Origin of the sequence: Coleofasciculus sp. E1-EBD-02, from assembly GCF_040218245.1 — a bacterium.
Classification (GTDB): Bacteria; Cyanobacteriota; Cyanobacteriia; order Cyanobacteriales; family Coleofasciculaceae; genus Coleofasciculus.
In genome coordinates this window covers 37023-54562 of sequence record NZ_JAVJQN010000059.1, presented here as the reverse complement: position 1 = coordinate 54562, position 17540 = coordinate 37023, and the positions used below count along the sequence as shown (strand labels likewise).

Genomic DNA, 17540 nt, shown 5'->3' with positions numbered 1-17540 from the left:
GTTGATAAAACTGCGATCGCGTTAATGTCGTCGTCAGTGGCTTTAAGTTTAATACTGTTAGAAGTAAATCCTAACTGAGATCTGGCAACATTTGTAATCAATCCCAAGTTACCGTGTGGTTGGCAATAGCAACAAATGATAATATAAAGATTTAAGGTTTATAGATATTGCCCACCCTACATAAAATCTAAAGTTAACGCGGAAATCGATAAAAATTAAGAGTTTTGGAACCCGCGTTAGCGAAGCTTGCCGAAGGCCAGGCGGGTTTTGTTTGTGTAGATGCGGTTGAAACCGCCCTATTAAAAATGATGCTTTATTGTAAAATACACTCTGCCTCTAAAACCATCAATCCCGGCTTTTCCCAAACCGCACAATCGCTTCTCAACAAATCCAAAACAGGTTGTTTCCCAGCTTTAAGTTGAGCGATGGCTTGATTTGCCGCAGGTTGGTACTGCATCAACCAAGAATCATTCGCAATCGATTCGGCTGTTAACGGTGTAGTCGGTAGCAGCCAAAAATCAATCCCGTATGTTTGGATAAACTCCTGAACAATTGCCAAATCTGGACTATATTGGGCTTCAATTAAATCCGACATCCGCTGGCGAAATTGGCGATAATAGCCCCAATGATAGGGAATTGCATATTCGCGACCCACTAAAATTGACCGTTGAGCAAACGTGGGTAAATTATTGGCTTCTTCCACTAAGGAGGCAATTTTAATGTCCTTCGGTTGCTGTTGAAAAAACTCATATAACGTCGGCACATTGCCACCAATATAAGCCGTCCAGGGAAATGTATTCAGAACCAAGTGAGGATATCCCACAAGAGTAATTCCGATTAAACTGGTTAAACCTAATGCAAAAACTGATCCCAATTTGACCGTAGAGATGCGCCATGGCGCGTCTCTACACGCGAAAACAGCGTCTAGGAGTAGGGTAATAACGATTGCCGCCGCCAGCGCGATCGCAATCCGTAAGCTATGCTGAGTATAACGGCTGGGTAGGTGCAGTTTGAACAGCAGGGCATGGGCGGCTAAAAATAAAATAGCTGACGCGACTAAGAACTTGACTAAGACTCCCATCTTCCCAGTTATCTGCTTGGCGAGGGGAAAGCGAGAGGGAAAGCATAACACAACAGGTAATAGCAACCCCAAATAACTCAGAGGCGGCGCTAAGGCGGTATCAATGCGGATACCACTGCGTCCATTAAACCAGAATGACCAAGCGTCGTTGACAAAAAATCGGGTTCGCCCTTGCGATAAGAAATCGGGTAAACCTTTGGCTTGTGCAGCCGTGATCACTGGGGCAAATTCTGACAGACTCATCGTGTAGGGTAATAACACCGCAAACGCCACCGCCAAACCCGTGCAACAGAATACATAATCGCGGCGACTTTGAGACAGAGAGGGAAATTTCCGGTTAAACCGCCATAACTGCAAAATCAGAAACGCCGCACAGACTAGCACTAATGATGGATAGAATAATCCTAACAGCGCGATCGCGATTCCTGTGCCTATGAGTGACTGGCGCATCCCATAATACAAAAACGCCAACAGGATAGGATAAATAAACGCCTTGGGTGTTCCCGATATCAACCCATCTTGCATCCACAGATTTTGGTTGAGGAGTACAGAGGCGATAAATCCAGTCAGAGGTATGGGTAACAATTGCACCGCCACGCCAAAACAGTAACCCGTGGTAACTAATCCCAAAACCAAAGGCAAAACTTTACTCAAAACAATCGGATCAATCCCGATTTTTGCCATGAAATGATACAGGGCGCGATATCCTAACGGTGCAACCGATTGGAAATAATCGGCAATTATATCATTCGGAAATAACTCTGGATCTAAAAATCGCCGCATCCAGAAGACGTGTTGTCTCGCATCATCCTGCACCACGTACTCGCTGCTGAAGGCGGGTTGAAAGGCTAACGTGCCGTAAAGTGTAGCAACGAGAAGGCTTAGAGTCAACCAAAATCGGATAGTATTGCTTGACTTATAAGTTATCATATCAGCAAGAAATTGCTCAAAACGCATCGTTCCTAATTGGGTGGCGTTTTCAAAATACAATCTGCCTGTAGCACAGTGAACCTTCCTGTCTCATAAACTGAACACTTATCAATTACCTTTGACAAGGCGGGAGTTATTCCCTGTGTAAGATTTGCCAATGCGTCTTGGGTGGGCGGAAATTCTCTGAACCAGCGCAGATCAGCAATGTACTTGGCTGTAAATGTTCCTTGCTCTAACACCCAGAAATCAATATCATACTTTTGAATAAAATTCGATACGTCTGCCAAGTCTTGACTGTATTGAGCTTGAATCAGCTCAAACACTCTTCGGCGGAATGGGCGATAGTAACCTATATGATAGGGAATAGCATATTCGCTACCGACTAAGATGGATCGTTGAGAAAAAACAGGTAGATTATTGACTTCTTCGGCTAGAGAAGCAATCAAAATATCTTTAGGCTGCTGCTGAAAAAACTCATACAAAGGTGATACTGTACCAATTCTGTAACCGGGGTTAGGAAAGTATTTTTGCCAAAACAAACTGGGGTAAAAAACGGTTACAGTGCTGATTATCGCTACGATTACTACAGCTAACAACGAACGCTTTTTATTTAAGCCAGCGTAGAGAAGCCCATCTAGTATTAAAGTCAGCGCTAGTGCAGCTGCGAGGGGAAGTACAATTCTCAAGCTGTGCATTGTATAACGACTGGGAAGATGAAGCTTGAATAGAAGCGCGTGGGCAATAAAAAACATGATCAGGGAACACACCAGGATTTGAAGCAATAATCTAACTTCACGGTTTACTTGTTTAACTAAGGGGAACTGGCGCGGATATAGCGGTATCATAAACAACAAAAAACTAGCTCCTAAACTAGCTGGATTTAATGATAACCGAATGCCACTATTGCGAGCACTGAACCAAAACCGCCAAAATTTATCGTCGTGAAAAAAGCTGGCACGTCCTCCAGCTTCAAACTCTGGTAATGTCCTGGCTTCAGCTACGGTAATCACCGGTCCAAATTCTGAAGAACTGAGGGCATAAGGTAATAACACTAGCAAAGCAACACCAATGCCTGTGGCACATAACAGGTAATCGTGGCGATTAGAACTAAGGCGAGGCTGCCAACTCTCCCAATCCCACAACCGCAATACTAATATTCCCACAGCAATGAATACAAATGATGGATAAAACAATCCTATTAGAGCCAAGCTTAGATTGACTAAAACTGATGATTTTTTCAACAAATAGTATAAAAACATAAAAAACAGTGGATACAAAAAAGCTCTTGGTGTTGCTGAGCCTAGATCGTCTTGCATCCATAAGCTTTGATTGAGCAATAATGAGGCGATAAAACCTGCCATTGGCACAGGTAATAATTGTAAACAAACACCGAAACAGTAACCTGTGGTAATCAATCCTAATATCACGGGCAGCAATTTACTAAACCAAATTGGATCAATACCAACCCCTGCCATTAGCTTGTAAACAGTGGTATAGCCTAGAGGGGAAACTGATTGGAAGTAATCGGCAATTAAATCCTGGGGAAACAACTCTGGGTCTAAAAACCGCCGCATCCAGAAAACATGCTGTCGCGCATCGTCCTGCACAACATACTCACCCCTGAAGACTTGTTGCAGTGCCAAAATACTGTAAAGCGCCGCAAAGGTTAGGCTAAGGGTAAACCAAAAGATCACCTTAGGACTAGATTTTTTGTCAGTCGTGGCAGAGAGAAACTGCCACAGGTAGTGTACCCACATATTTATTTGGACTAGGATTTCTGCTTTCTGCCTTTATAGGCTACAGGGAAGCCAGTGCAGATGCAACATCTGGCATCTAGACGGACAAGAGTTCAAGGTTACTGTATGACAAGTAATATAAATGTATGATATCAAAAAATTAAACTTAAGCTTGATTTAAGAGTCCAATAAAGTATTAACAGAGTATAATTACATAAAACTGTGCCACATAGGGGTAAGCAACGCTAACGCTTCATTTTCGGGTGTCATTTACCGTTACCTTTGCCAGGTGGGTTTCGCGATCGCTCTCTATAGCCAACGTGGAGACTGTTGGCTGTCGCTGATGGGAGTATATCACCTTTGTAGGTTGGGTTGAGGAACAAAACCCAACGTCATCGTTAGCCTGTTGGGTTTCGCTGACGCTATACCCAACCTACGAGAACAGTTTGTGCTGTCTCTAACAGGTTCCCTTCGCTAACTTCTTGGGAAGAAGTGCTTCTTTTCGATAAATAACGAATAAATGACAAATGACGAATAACACTACCTTAAAAATTGCTAACTACCGCATTTTGTCCCAACTCTACGAAAGTGCCAACACCTTAGTTTATCGCGGTATTCAGGAAGGGGAACACCGACCCGTCATCCTCAAACTTCTCAAACAAGACTATCCCACTCCACAAGAGTTAACTCGATATCGACAAGAGTATGAAATTACGCACAATCTGACGATTGATAGCGTAGTTAAGGCGTATACTATCCAACCCTATCAGAGAACCTTAGTAATCATCTTAGAGGATTTTGGCGGTGAATCCTTAAAGCAGTGGATGAGTCAGCCGACAAAACTCTCCTCACCTCTACCTCTACAGGACTTTCTCAACATTGCCATCAAGATAGCCGAAATTCTCGCCCAGATTCACGCCGTTGATGTCATTCACAAAGATATTAACCCCAGCAATATTGTCTTCAACCCCGAAACCGGACAACTCAAAATCATTGACTTTGGCATCTCCACCCAGCTTACCCGCGAAAATCCGGCACTCAAAAATCCTCATGTCTTAGAAGGAACATTAGCCTATATTTCCCCCGAACAAACGGGGCGGATGAATCGTTCTCTCGACTATCGCACCGACTTTTATTCCCTAGGTGTCACCTTCTATGAACTCCTAACCGGAACGCTACCTTTTGAGACAAACGATGCCATAGAATTAGTCCATTGTCATATTGCCAAAGTCCCGACACCTCCCCATCTTCTGGGTGAGGAAGCTTGTAGAGACGTTCCGGTGGAACGTCTGGAGAATGGTATGCCGACACCTTCCCCAGAAATTGCCGGGGCGCAGCGCGGAAAAACCATTCCGCCAACCGTTTCCAATATTGTCATGAAACTGATGGCAAAAACGGCTGAAGAACGGTATCAAAGTGCTTGGGGACTGGTAGCTGATTTGCAAAACTGTCAGAGACAATTAGCCAAAACGGGAACAATTGAAGACTTTCCGCTGGGTTCTCAAGATATCTCCGAACACTTCCACATTCCCCAAAAACTTTATGGGCGAGAGGCGGAAGTGGACACCTTACTCGCTGCCTTTGATCGCGTGGCGAATCGAGAGGATCAGGACATTCAGAAATCGGCAGATTCTTCCGTCGATGGTTCACTCCCCACGTCTCATTCGCCCATCGAGATGATGCTGGTGGCGGGGTATTCCGGTATTGGTAAATCGTGTTTAGTTGCCGAAATTCATAAACCAAATACACGACTACGCGGCTACTTTATCTCCGGCAAATTTGACCAGTTTCAACGAAACGTTCCCTACTCAGCGATTGTCAACGCTTTTAAGGAATTAGTGCAGCAAATTTTAACTGAAAGCGAAGCCCAACTCAATCAGTGGCGAGAAAAATTATTAGCCGCTTTGGGAACAAATGGTCAGGTGATTATTGATGTTATCCCGGAAGTGGAACGAATTGTCGGTCAACAGCCTACGGTGCCAGAATTAGGGTCACAAGAAGCCCAAAATCGGTTTAATATCGTCTTCAAAAAATTCATGCGGGCATTTTGCTCACCCGAACATCCTTTAGTGATGTTTCTCGATGATTTGCAGTGGGTAGATTTGGCGACGCTGAAGTTGATTCAACTGATTATGACCGATAGTGAGATCCATTATCTATTTTTAATCGGTGCCTATCGGGATAATGAAGTCAACCCTACTCATCCGTTAATGATGACAGTAGATGGATTACAAAAACAAGGCGCGACGGTTAACTGTATTACCTTATCTCCTTTAAAATTAGACCATATTCGCCAAATTATTTGTGACACCTTAAAATCCCCACAAGAATCTGCCCAGCATTTAGCCGAACTGGTGATGAGCAAAACGGCAGGTAATCCATTTTTCGTGAATCAGTTTTTAAGGAATCTCTATGCGGAAAACTTAATCACTTTCAATCTGCAAAATCATCAATGGCAGTGGGATATTAATAAAATCAAGGAGAAAAACATTACCGATAACGTCGTCGAGTTGATGACAAATCGGTTAAAAAAGCTGCCGGATTCAACCCAGCATGTCTTACAGTTAGCTGCTTGTATCGGTGCTAATTTCAACTTATCCACGCTGGCAATTGTCTGTGAACAACCAGAGGATGTGATTTTCGCGAACTTAGTCACAGCGGTTCAATCGGAATTAATCGTTCCCCTATCGGAACTCAATCCAGACTTGCTGGTTCACGAGTATAAATTTCTACATGACCGAGTACAACAAGCAGCGTATGCTTTAATTGATGAGTGCCAAAAGAAAGCGGTTCACTTACAAATTGGTCGCCTACTTTGGCAAAGTACGGATTCGGAAACCTTATTAGATAAAATATTTGCAATCGTTGATCATCTGAATCAAGGAATTAGTGATAATTGTGATCACACATCAGGAGAAATTAGTCAAGATGAACGCCATCAAATCGCCCAGTTGAATTTAATCGCGGGTCAAAAAGCCAAAGGATCAGCCGCTTATGGTGCGGCGCTAAACTATTTAACTGTGGGACGAGAACTTCTGGGTGCAGACAGTTGGCAATGGGACTATGACTTAACCTTAGCCTTATATGAAGAAGCCGCCCAAGCCGCCTATTTAGGTGGCAAGTTTACGGCAATGGAAGAATTGACTGAGGTTCTCTTCGCCCAGGCTAAAACGGTGCTGGAAAAAGTTAATGTGTATGAAGTTAAGATTCAAGCGATCGCGTCGCAAAATAATCTCAAGGAAGCGATTCATCTTGGACTGCAAGTGCTGAATTTATTGGGAATATGTTTACCTGAAGAACCCAGCATGGCAGAGTGGCAAAATGGACTCGATGAAACGGCTACACTATTGGCAGGACATGAGATTGAAGACTTAATTAACCTACCGGAAATGATTGCCGCCGAACCCCTAGCTGCTGTACTAATTCTCTCTAATTTAATTGCCGCCGCCTATATCGCTGCACCTGATCTTTTTGTTCTGATTGCCTCATCAATGGTTCAGTTATCAGTCAAGTATGGGAACGCGCCATTGTCGGCATTTGGCTATGCCTGTTATGGATTTATTTTATTAGATCGTCAGCACAATTTTGAGGCGGGATATCAATTTGGTAAATTGGCACTGAGTTTGGTGAATCGGTTTAATGCCCAGCAAGTCAAATGTAAGGTATTTGAGGTGCTGGGCGCTCATATCTTGCATTGGAAAGAGCATTTTAGTCAAACTCTGCCTATTTTAATTGAGGGCTATCACAGTGGTGTAGAAACGGGGGATTTTGAGTTTGCTGGGTATTGTGCCTTTTATACCTGCGATCATCTCTATTTTAGTGGAGTTGAACTGACTCAAGTTGAACAAGAAATCGCCACCTATAATCAGGCGGTGCGGCAAATTCGCCGGGAAAGTCCATTTAATTGGACGGCGATTTTTTTACAGGCGGTGCAGAATTTACAGGATCAAGGAGAAAATCCCACCCAGTTAATGGGTAAGGCATATAATGAAGAAACATCCTTACCCCGGGCGCTGGCGGCGAATGACCGCACCGAACTGCATTTATTCTATTTAAATAAGCTGATTCTCTGTTATCTATTTGGTGAGGTTGAGCAAGCGGTAGAACATGCAGTTTTAGCGGAACAGTATTTAAATGGAGTTACGGCAATGATCGTGATTCCACTATTCTATTTTTATGATTCTCTTGCCCATCTCGCTATTGTTCCTGAGGTGACACCAAGCGAAAAACAGATTCTAATTGATCGAGTGAACGCTAATCAAGAAAAAATGCAGATCTGGGCAAACCATGGTGCGATGAATCAGCAGCATAAATTAGATTTAGTCGCCGCTGAAAAAGCGCGAGTTTTGGGAGAATTGATGACAGCGATGGAGTTGTATGAACAAGCGATTAAAGGGGCGAGGGATAATGGTTATATTCAAGAGGAAGCCTTAGCCTACAATTTAGCTGCCATGTTTTATCAGAATAGGGGGATGGACAAGGTTGCTGATACGTATCTTAAAGAGGCACATTATACTTACACCCGCTGGGGGGCGACGGCGAAAGTTAGAGATTTAGAAGCCCAATATTCCCAGCTTTTTGCGCCATCATCTCCTGTCAGTTATCTCACAGACAGCCGTACAACGGTGAGTAGTGTGTCTCAGAGAAATCAGTCGGCTTCGGTGTTAGATTTTGCCACACTGATGAAAGCCTCGCAAGCCATTGGTAGTGAAATTGCACTGAATAAGTTACTGGCGGCGTTGATGAAAATTTTAATCGAAAATACGGGGGCGCAAACGGGAGTTTTGGTTTTAAATCAATCGGGAGAATGGGTGATTGAGGCGTCGCTGAATGTAGAGACGAATCACGTCACTGTGTTGCAATCTCTCCCCGTAGCGAATCACCTCCCTCTCTCGATTATTAACTATGTCACTCACACCCAAGAAACCGTGGTTAAAACCAATGCGGCTAAAATTGGCAAGTTTACCAACGATCCTTATATTCAAGCCCATCAAACCCAATCCGTTTTGTGTGCGCCGCTACTGAATCAAGGTCAACTCAGTGGTATCGTTTATCTGGAAAATAACCTGGCTACAGACACCTTTACGCCAGACAGGTTAGAAGTCTTACAAATCCTATCCGGACAAGCCGCGATCGCGATCGACAATGCCCGACTTTATAACACTCTAGAACAAAATGTTGCTGCTCGCACCCAAGAGTTAAAAAATACCCTCGACTCTCTCAAAGCTACCCAAGATGAACTGATTCAATCGGAAAAGATGGCAGCCTTGGGACAATTAATTGCTGGGATTGCCCATGAAATTAATACACCCTTGGGGGCGATTCGTTCCTCCGCCGGAAATATTTCTAAGTTTTTAAGTCAAACCCTGGAACAATTACCCACTCTGTTTCAATCCTTATCGCCAGAAGAAGGACACGATTTTCTGAAAATGTTACAACGTTCACTCCAAAACGAATCGGATTTAACCGCAAAAGAAGAACGCAAACGGCGGCGAACCTTAGTTCGCCAATTGGAGGCGGAAGAGATTCAGGATGCGGATACCCTAGCGGATACGTTGGTTGATATGGGAATTTATGACAACATTGAAGCGTTTTTCCCTCTACTGAAACGCCCCGATAGTTCGCACCTCTTAGAAACAGCGTACAAACTATCGGGATTACAACGGGGAACTCAAACCATCAACACAGCAACTGAACGCGCCTCTAAAGTAGTGTTTGCTTTAAAAACATACTCCCGTTATGACGAATCGGGGGAAATGATTCCGGCAAACCTAACAGCAGGAATTGAAACCGTGCTAACCCTGTATCAGAATCAACTCAAACATGGAATTAATGTCATCCGCAACTATGACGAGTTACCACCGATATTATGTTATGCAGATGAACTGAATCAAGTCTGGACGAATCTGATTCATAATGCGTTACAGGCAATGGATAATAAAGGAACATTAACCCTTGATGTCAAGCAGCAAGACCAACAGATCAACGTTAGCATTACCGATAGTGGCAAAGGAATCCCTCCAGAAATTAAAGCTAAGATATTTCAGCCATTTTTTACAACCAAGTCAGCCGGAGAAGGAAGTGGATTAGGACTCGATATTGTGAAAAAGATTATTGAAAAGCATCAGGGAAAAATTGACGTTGAATCTGTTCCCGGTAAAACTACTTTTACTGTTTCACTGCCTTTGCGGACAACGGAAGGCTAGAGAAAGCAAAGGAGAAGGATACGATAATGAGATAAAAATAAGATTAGAACTTTCTGTTCCCTATTCCCCGTTCCCTATTCCCCGTTCCCTGTTCCCTGTTCCCTGTTCCCTATTCCCCGTTCCCTGTTCCCTGTTCCCTGTTCCCTGTTCCCTGTTCCCCGTTCCCTGTTCCCCGTTCCCCATTCCCTGTTCCCTATTCCCCGTTCCCTGTTCCCTGTTCCCTAATAAATAACCAATGACTAAACCCGTTATTTTGTGTGTTGATGATGAAAAAGTTGTTCTCAAAAGTCTCAAGACTCAACTCAAAGAAGCCTTTGGCGATGCTTATACCTATGAACTGGCAGAAGCGGCTGATGAAGCGTTAGAATTAATAGATGAACTTGTGGAAGAAAATGTCAGTATTATTCTGATTGTATCGGATTGGTTAATGCCGGGAATGAAAGGGGATGAGTTTCTGGTTCAGGTGCATCATAAATTTCCCCATATCATTAAAATTCTGCTGACCGGTCAAGCGGATGAGGAGGCAATTGAACGCGCCAAACAGGAAGCAAAGCTGCATCACTGCTTATACAAACCCTGGTCAGAAGCGGAATTAGTGGAAGCTATTAAACTAGCATTATCTCAACTCTAACCTACTAATTGGAAAATTACCCACTCAATCCGATGATTTCAACCCCATCCAAAATCCTTGTGACTTCGGCGTAATCCTACGGGCAATCTACTATGACTAAACAGGTAATTATTTGTGTCGATGATGAGAAAACAGTACTCAGAAGTCTAAAAGCTGAGCTTAAGGAAGCGATTGGCAAAAATTACCTGATCGAAATTGCCGAAGCGGGAGAAGAGGCATTAGAGTTAGTTGCAGAACTCTTAGACGAGAACTATGAGATTCTTTTGGTTATCTCTGACCATATCATGCCAGGGATGAAAGGGGATGAACTCTTAAAGCGTGTCCATGAGTTGTCACCGAAAACGCTGAAAATTATGCTCACTGGGCAAGCAGATATTGAAGCGGTAGGCAATGCGATTAAGTATGCCAAACTCTATCGTTATATCGCCAAGCCATGGCAGGCGTCAGACTTGAGTTTGACGGTCAAAGAAGCCGTTAATAGTTATCTGCAAGCAAAAAAGTTAGATGAACAAAACGCCAAACTTAAATGTTTAAATCGAGACCTACAACAATCGATTAAATCCCTCAGTGCTAGTGAGTTAAAATTTCGGGCGATTTTCAATCAGACGTTTCAGTTGACGGGAATGCTGAGTGTTGACGGAATTGTCTTAGAAGTCAACCAAACTGCCCTGAATTTTGGTGAATTGCATTTAGAGGATGTGGCAGGAAAACCCTTGTGGGACTGTTACTGGTGGACTATTTCCAGCAAAACCCAAGCTCAGTTACAATCCGCCATTGCTCAAGCGGCTAGCGGTAAGTTTATCCGGTATGAAGTGGATATCTTAGGCGCACAACAACGCATTGCGACAATTGATTTTTCGATTAAACCGATTATTAATGACAAGGGAAGCATTGAGTTTTTGATTATCGAAGGTCGAGATATTAGCGATGTCTATAATGAGTTGCGTTTACGCAAACAAGCTGAAGCGGCACTGGTGAAAGCCGAACAAAAGTATCGCTCTATCTTTGAAAACGCCCAAGAAGGAATCTTTCAGATTGCGCTGGATGGGAGTTATCTGAGTGCTAACCCCGCTTTAGCGCACATCTACGGCTACGATTCCCCGGAAGAATTGCTAACAATCATTAATAGTATTCACTATCAACTCTACGTTGACCCCCGTCGGCGTCCGGAATTCATGACACGGATGCAGCAGCATGGTGTTGTGTGCGAGTTTGAGTCGATGATCTGTCGCAAAGATGGCACAATTATCTGGATTAGTGAGAATGCTCGCACTGTATATGATGCGTTGGGAACTCCACTTTATTATCAGGGGTTTGTGGAAGATATTACCTCTCGCAAACAAGCAGAAGCGGAGCGAATCAAGTTCACGAATGAACTGTTCCAACTGAATCAATCCTTTTCTCGCTTTGTCCCCAGTCAATTCTTACAGATTTTAAATAAGCAAAGTGTGGTTGATGTAGAATTAGGCGACCAAGTTCAGCAGGAAATGTCTGTCCTTTTCTCAGATATTCGGGATTTCACTACTCTCTCGGAACGGATGACCCCCCAAGAAAATTTCAAATTTATTAACGCCTTTTTAAAGCGGATGGAGCCAGCGATTATTGAACATAAAGGCTTTATCGATAAATATATGGGCGATGCGATTATGGCACTCTTTAGCGGGATTGCTGATGATGCGCTTAAAGCCGGAATTGCTATGGTTCAGCGGTTGTATGAGTATAATCTATGTCGTCTGCAATCAGGGTATACCCCCATCAAAATTGGCATTGGCATTAATACTGGCTCGTTGATGCTGGGTACAGTTGGGGGAAAACACCGAATAGACAGTACGGTGATTAGTGATGATGTGAATTTAGCGGCTCGTTTGGAGGGACTAACGAAACAGTATAAGGTGTCGTTATTAATTTCGGGACAGACGTTAACTCGTTTACATAATCCAACCGAGTATAGTCTCCGGTTTGTGGAGCAGGTTAAGGTTAAGGGTAAGTCAAAAGCGGTAGCGGTGTTTGAAGTGTTTGATGGAGATCCGCTCAAGATTAAGGAGGGCAAGTTAGCTACGATCTCCATCTTTGAAGAAGGGTTGTTCCTCTACGCCAAGCAAGCCTTTGGTCAAGCGAAACAGCGGTTTGAAGAGGTGTTGAGGATTAATCCCCAAGATACGATCGCCCAAATCTATCTTAACCGTTCCCTGGCGCAACTCCAGCACGACGAATTTTTTTTGACGATGAGGGATGAGGGATGAAGCTGGGGAAGCAGAGGGAGCTGGGGAAGCTGGGGGAGCTGGGGGAGATGAGGGAGATGGGGAAGATGAGGGAGAAAACAGTCAATAGAGCTTATCCGATACCTTATTGGACTGTAATGTCACTTGAATTTTTTTCGTATAATAAAGAGTAGAGAGCAAAATTAATTTGAACTCAGTCAACTGAGAGAAATAAATGCGGAAACCCGTACTTGTCGTTTTATTTATTTTAGGGCTAGTATTATCAACCACAATCCGACTAGCTCCAGCGCAAGCGACAACCCCTGATTCCCAAGTGTATACCTGGGGGTTTGTGCGTCCCGGAAGTCAGCAATTAGTTTGTAAGCAGATTACGATTCATCCAGAAAAAGAGGTGGTTTCCCCAGCCTCGCATCATAAATCGGTAAAGATGTCCTCTCGATCGACAATTGTTGAGGATCGCTATTGTTCCCATTTAACCAAACCATCTCTATAGCGTTGGTTGGTTTAATAGCAAGGGATGTAGAGATGGATCAGGCTACGTCTTTACTCGTGATTCAAATCACAAGCAGAGGATAACCTGACTCTATAGAAAGGGCGACCCGATCCCATTAAGTGGATTGGTATTGTTCATTGATGCAGGCGGGTCGCCCCTACAGGTTTTTCATTGATGTTCAGATGTGTCCTATTAGTCGGGAACGGTTGCTGACTCTGGGATACAAGTTTATCGTTTCTGGGTTATTGCCAAGACGACATCCCAGGTGGCAAGATTAATTTAATCTATCAACCCAAAGAAAACGATGCTGAAAATCGTAGTTGTAGTTCTAGTAGTGGCAGAGCTAGTATTATTGACTGCGTTCCGACTAGCTCCAGCGCAAGCAACACCCTCTGATTCCCAAGTGTATACCTGGGGTTTTGTGCGTCCTGGAAGCCAGCACTTGGTTTGTAAGCGGATTACTATCCATCCGGAAAAAGAGGTTGTTTCCCAAACCTCGCACCATAAATCGATAAAGATGTCCTCTAAATCTAAAATTGTTGAGGATAGTTATTGTTCCCATCTAACCAAACCGTCTCTATCGGGTTGATTGGTAACAGGCGGTGATGTAGAGACGGATCAGGCTACGTCTTTACTAGGGGTTAGAAGCGGTTTAAAATACAAGCAGAGGATGAACCAACTCCAGAGAAAGGGCGACCCGATCCCATTGAGTGGATTGGTAGTGTTAATTAATGCAAGCGGGTCGCCCCTACAGGTCTGACTAATTTGTATTACACCCTACATTATCCCTCAGAGGCAAAATGCGCGATCGCAAGCCGTTTCAGTCTACTGAATGTAAGAATAGTCTGATAAGCTATCTAGGAAGCTGACCTAGGGTCAGTCCTAAAGTTTTCACGGCTCAAAAATCGGGTTGGCATTGAGAGACACCATGGAATGGCACGGAACAGATGCTCAAAGTTTGGCAATTATCGATCGCGAAATTGGCGCTCATACCTTTTCACCCGCCGAATACGAAATTGTGCGCCGGGTGATTTATGCAACAGCCGACTTTGAGTATCAAAAGCTGATTCGGTTTTCCGAACGTGCGTTACAAGCAGGCGCGGCGGCGTTAGCGGCTCGGACGACGATTGTGGTAGATGTGCCGATGGTACAGGTGGGAATTACACCTCACATCCAGGAAACCTTTGCCAATCCCGTCTATTGCAGCATGGAAGCTATCACGCGCCCGCAAAAAGAAAAGACGAAGGCGGCTTGGGGAATTCAAACCCTAGCCAAACGTTACCCAGAGGGAATTTTTGTGGTGGGGCAAGCGCAAACGGCGCTAACAGCTTTGGTGGAACTGATTGAAGCTGAAGAAATCCGCCCCGCCTTAGTCATTGGCACACCTTCAGGATTTGTTGAAGTAGATGTTGCCAAATCTCGACTGGAAGATTCCTTAGTGCCTCATATTCGCATCGAAGGGCGCAAAGGTTCATCGGTTGTCGCGGCGGCTATTGTTAATGGACTGGTAGACTTAGCATGGCAGGCGTATGGGCAGGATAGTACCAGTGTAAGTTGAATCTTTCGAGGGTATGGGTTGTAGGGGCGGGTTTAATGATAACGTTTGTACAAAACCCGCCCTGACTAATACAGCTTGGCAGAAATCATGGAACAGCTCAAACCTCCCCCGCTTCCCCTGCTTCCCCTGCTTCCCCTGCTTCCCCTGCTTCCCCCGCTTCCCCCGCTTCCCCTGCTTCCCCTGCTTCCCCCGCTTCCCCTGCTTCCCCATCTCCTCAACGCCGACGACGCCGAGTTTTGACCACACGGTTAGCTGGATAATCATCCTCCTCCGCTTGAGTTAGCTGGCGACTAACCTGATTAAACACAGTGCGCTGTACGTAAGGATAGTCACTTACCCAGATATTCAAGCGAGGAATATAAATATCACTATTGGTGGCAATACGGGATAAATCCGGCTGATTCGACATCACCACCATCTGGGCAATTTGACCGGGAACAATACCTTTGTGAGTGCGGCGCAGAGGGACTTGTAGCAGTGTGGTAAATCCGCTCTCGTCACCGACTTCTACATTCAGGCGTCGCTCCCGATTTTCCACAATCACCAACTCGCCCCGATTGTTGACATTTTCTTCAGTACCAATTAATTCTTCAGTGACGAAGACATCCAAGACTCGACCTTGCCAGAAGCCACTATATTTATAGCGGCGTATCTCAATATTACGCCGACTTGCCCAGTAGACCGGACTCCAAAACCAATACAACCCGGCGATAATACCTAAGAGAAAGAGCAAGGGATCAAACCCATCACCCAAAAAGAATTTTAAGAGCAAGACGACGACAACAGCAACAACCGAAATCAGTAATCGCTTCAAAAAGTCGGGGAATTTTCCCCAGTAGTAAGCATACTGGGAACTTGTGGCAATTACCGGAATGAGTTGCTCAAAGCTCTGGCGGGTAAGTGGTACTAGCATGGGTTTTAGTCATTGGTCATTTGTGGCAGGGAACAGGGAACAGGGAACAGGGAACAGGGAATAGGGAATAGGGAACGGGGAATTCGTCATTTATTACAATATTTTATCTAATCCGTAGAAGAGAGATTTGAGCTGAGTCACTTTGCGAATGGCAAGCAAGACACCTGGCATATAACAAGAGCGATCGCTAGTATCATGACGTAGGGTGTAGATTTGACCGGTAGCACCAAAGATGACTTCTTGGTGAGCGATTAAACCGGGTAAGCGGACACTGTGAATGCGAATGTTGTCATTGGCGACACTTCCCCTAGCCCCCGCCAGTTTTTCGGTTTCTTCTACCTTAGCGGGATTATAGGTTTTGCCCAATCCAGCTAATTGTTGAGCGGTTTGAATCGCTGTACCGCTTGGGGCGTCAGCTTTTTGATTGTGATGGAGTTCGATAATTTCAACGTGGTCAAAGTATTGGGAAGCTTGGATGGCGGCTTGTTGCAATAAGACCATGCCAATGGAAAAATTGGGAATAATTAAAGCACCTGTGCTGGCTTTTTCGGCAAATTCGCCCAAGTCTTTGATTTGATCACTCGTGAGTCCCGTGGTACCGACAACTGGACGAACCCCATAGGCAATAGCGGTACGAACATTCTCATAAACGCTGTCAGGGTGGGTAAAATCCACCATCACCCCTTGCACTTGTTCCTGAGTCGCCATGACTAGCGTGGCTTGCAGGTCATTCAGAATCGGAATTTCCAATGCACCACAACCTGCGACTTCGCCAACATCTTGACCCATATAGTTCGGGTTATGATCAACGGCACCAATCAAGGTCATATCTTCGGCTTGACTGACCGCCTTAATCACTTCACGACCCATTTTACCCGCCGCACCGTTGACAACCACGGGGATGGGAGATGCATTTGTCATGGTTTTGCTCTATCCTTGAGACTCGTCAAGGGAATTTTAGCTTCTTTTGCAGGGTTGTAGAGACGTTGCCTGCAATGTCTCTAAGACTTACGCTTGAGCTGTGGCGATTAAAATCGCGGCTAAACAAACAAAGTCCGCCTACGCGGACTCATGAAAAATTACGGGTTTGATATCATGTCCGGTCAAACACCCCTAATAAAAACGCCTGAAACCCCTGTTATTGCAGCATTGCAATTATGGGCAATCGTTAAGACATGATATGAGAACCCGCGAAGGCGGGTTTCGTTTGTGTAGCTGCGGTTTCAACCGCCCAATTGATCTCCTTGAGCCTCTCACCTTTAGGCACAGGAGTGTCCAAATTTTTAACAAGCGTAAACAAAATTTATGTCCAAGTCCTTATCCATTATCGGCTGGCGGGAACGAGTCGCCTTGCCGGATCTAGGAATTGCCCAGATTAAAGCTAAAATTGACACCGGGGCGCGTTCCTCCGCCTTACACGCCTTTGATGTCGAACCCTTCTCACGGGATGACAAAACTATGGTTCGGTTTAAAGTCCATCCCTATCAACGAGATACCCATCGCACAGTCTCCGCTGAAGCTGAACTGATTGACCAGCGACAGGTTCGCAATTCTGGGGGTCACGCCCAGTTACGACCTGTTATCCAAACTATGGTAGAACTAAACGGGGAGCGCTGGTTGATTGAACTTACCCTGACGAACCGAGATGTTATGGGATTCCGGATGCTGTTAGGGCGTCAAGCCGTCCGTAAACGCTTTTTAGTCGATGCGGGTCGGTCTTTTGTCCAAAGTTCAACCAGGAAGCGCACAATTAAGCAAATGATTCTATAG

At 44.6% G+C, this 17540-nt stretch carries 12 protein-coding genes; 8 read left to right on the top strand and 4 right to left on the bottom strand.

Translation table 11 applies throughout. The features are described from left to right. Positions 1-313: 313 nt before the first annotated feature. Positions 314-2038 (bottom strand): hypothetical protein, encoded by a 1725-nt coding sequence (locus tag RIC07_RS10205; protein ID WP_446394420.1) that lies wholly within the window; start codon positions 2036-2038, stop codon positions 314-316. A 5-nt stretch (positions 2039-2043) separates the two neighbouring features. Beyond that, the gene (locus RIC07_RS10200) at positions 2044-3768 is read right to left on the bottom strand and encodes a hypothetical protein (protein WP_446394419.1); all 1725 of its coding nucleotides are present in this window, start codon (positions 3766-3768) and stop codon (positions 2044-2046) included. Positions 3769-4274: 506 nt separating this feature from the next. On the opposite strand from RIC07_RS10200, the gene RIC07_RS10195 reads away from it, so the two are divergent. The 7 genes from RIC07_RS10195 to RIC07_RS10165 all read left to right on the top strand — a co-directional run bounded on the left by RIC07_RS10195 (position 4275) and on the right by RIC07_RS10165 (position 14857). Further along, entirely contained in the window at positions 4275-9953 is a 5679-nt protein-coding gene (locus tag RIC07_RS10195; RefSeq protein ID WP_446394418.1) for a protein kinase domain-containing protein, read from the top strand. Continuing rightward, positions 9889-10185: a hypothetical protein gene (locus RIC07_RS10190; protein ID WP_446394417.1), complete on the top strand. Its 297-nt coding sequence runs from the start codon at positions 9889-9891 to the stop codon at positions 10183-10185. Before RIC07_RS10195 ends, RIC07_RS10190 begins: the two co-directional genes overlap by 65 nt. A 3-nt stretch (positions 10186-10188) precedes the next feature. Beyond that, a complete protein-coding gene (locus tag RIC07_RS10185) occupies positions 10189-10584 on the top strand; it encodes a response regulator (RefSeq protein ID WP_446377999.1) in 396 nt (131 codons plus the stop codon). Between the two features lie 92 nt (positions 10585-10676). Then, on the top strand, positions 10677-12827 hold the full coding sequence (locus RIC07_RS10180; protein ID WP_446394416.1) for a PAS domain S-box protein: 2151 nt from the start codon (positions 10677-10679) through the stop codon (positions 12825-12827). Positions 12828-13020: 193 nt separating this feature from the next. Next, on the top strand, positions 13021-13299 hold the full coding sequence (locus tag RIC07_RS10175) for a hypothetical protein (protein ID WP_446394415.1): 279 nt from the start codon (positions 13021-13023) through the stop codon (positions 13297-13299). Positions 13300-13603: 304 nt separating this feature from the next. After that, positions 13604-13888 carry a hypothetical protein gene (locus RIC07_RS10170; RefSeq protein WP_446394414.1) on the top strand — a complete coding sequence of 95 codons (285 nt, stop codon included), beginning with the start codon at positions 13604-13606 and terminating at the stop codon, positions 13886-13888. A gap of 339 nt (positions 13889-14227) precedes the next feature. Next, the gene (locus tag RIC07_RS10165; protein WP_446377989.1) at positions 14228-14857 is read left to right on the top strand and encodes a precorrin-8X methylmutase; all 630 of its coding nucleotides are present in this window, start codon (positions 14228-14230) and stop codon (positions 14855-14857) included. A gap of 214 nt (positions 14858-15071) precedes the next feature. On the opposite strand, the gene RIC07_RS10160 is transcribed toward RIC07_RS10165, so the two are convergent. Further along, entirely contained in the window at positions 15072-15770 is a 699-nt protein-coding gene (locus tag RIC07_RS10160) for a phosphate ABC transporter permease (protein ID WP_446394413.1), read from the bottom strand. Between the two features lie 93 nt (positions 15771-15863). Further along, positions 15864-16691 (bottom strand): 4-hydroxy-tetrahydrodipicolinate reductase, encoded by an 828-nt coding sequence (gene dapB, locus RIC07_RS10155; protein WP_446376268.1) that lies wholly within the window; start codon positions 16689-16691, stop codon positions 15864-15866. A gap of 384 nt (positions 16692-17075) precedes the next feature. Here dapB and RIC07_RS10150 point away from each other — a divergent pair, with 384 nt between their 5' ends. Continuing rightward, complete coding sequence (locus RIC07_RS10150; RefSeq protein WP_446394412.1) at positions 17076-17540, top strand: ATP-dependent zinc protease family protein; 465 nt, start codon at positions 17076-17078, stop codon at positions 17538-17540.

Coding starts and splice junctions, on each gene's coding strand:
- RIC07_RS10205 (WP_446394420.1), bottom strand. CDS start 2,038: ATGCGTTTTGAGCAATTTCTTGCTGATATGATAACTTATAAGTCAAGC.
- RIC07_RS10200 (WP_446394419.1), bottom strand. CDS start 3,768: ATGTGGGTACACTACCTGTGGCAGTTTCTCTCTGCCACGACTGACAAA.
- RIC07_RS10195 (WP_446394418.1), top strand. CDS start 4,275: ATGACGAATAACACTACCTTAAAAATTGCTAACTACCGCATTTTGTCC.
- RIC07_RS10185 (WP_446377999.1), top strand. CDS start 10,189: ATGACTAAACCCGTTATTTTGTGTGTTGATGATGAAAAAGTTGTTCTC.
- RIC07_RS10180 (WP_446394416.1), top strand. CDS start 10,677: ATGACTAAACAGGTAATTATTTGTGTCGATGATGAGAAAACAGTACTC.
- RIC07_RS10175 (WP_446394415.1), top strand. CDS start 13,021: ATGCGGAAACCCGTACTTGTCGTTTTATTTATTTTAGGGCTAGTATTA.
- RIC07_RS10170 (WP_446394414.1), top strand. CDS start 13,604: ATGCTGAAAATCGTAGTTGTAGTTCTAGTAGTGGCAGAGCTAGTATTA.
- RIC07_RS10165 (WP_446377989.1), top strand. CDS start 14,228: ATGGAATGGCACGGAACAGATGCTCAAAGTTTGGCAATTATCGATCGC.
- RIC07_RS10160 (WP_446394413.1), bottom strand. CDS start 15,770: ATGCTAGTACCACTTACCCGCCAGAGCTTTGAGCAACTCATTCCGGTA.
- dapB (WP_446376268.1), bottom strand. CDS start 16,691: ATGACAAATGCATCTCCCATCCCCGTGGTTGTCAACGGTGCGGCGGGT.
- RIC07_RS10150 (WP_446394412.1), top strand. CDS start 17,076: ATGTCCAAGTCCTTATCCATTATCGGCTGGCGGGAACGAGTCGCCTTG.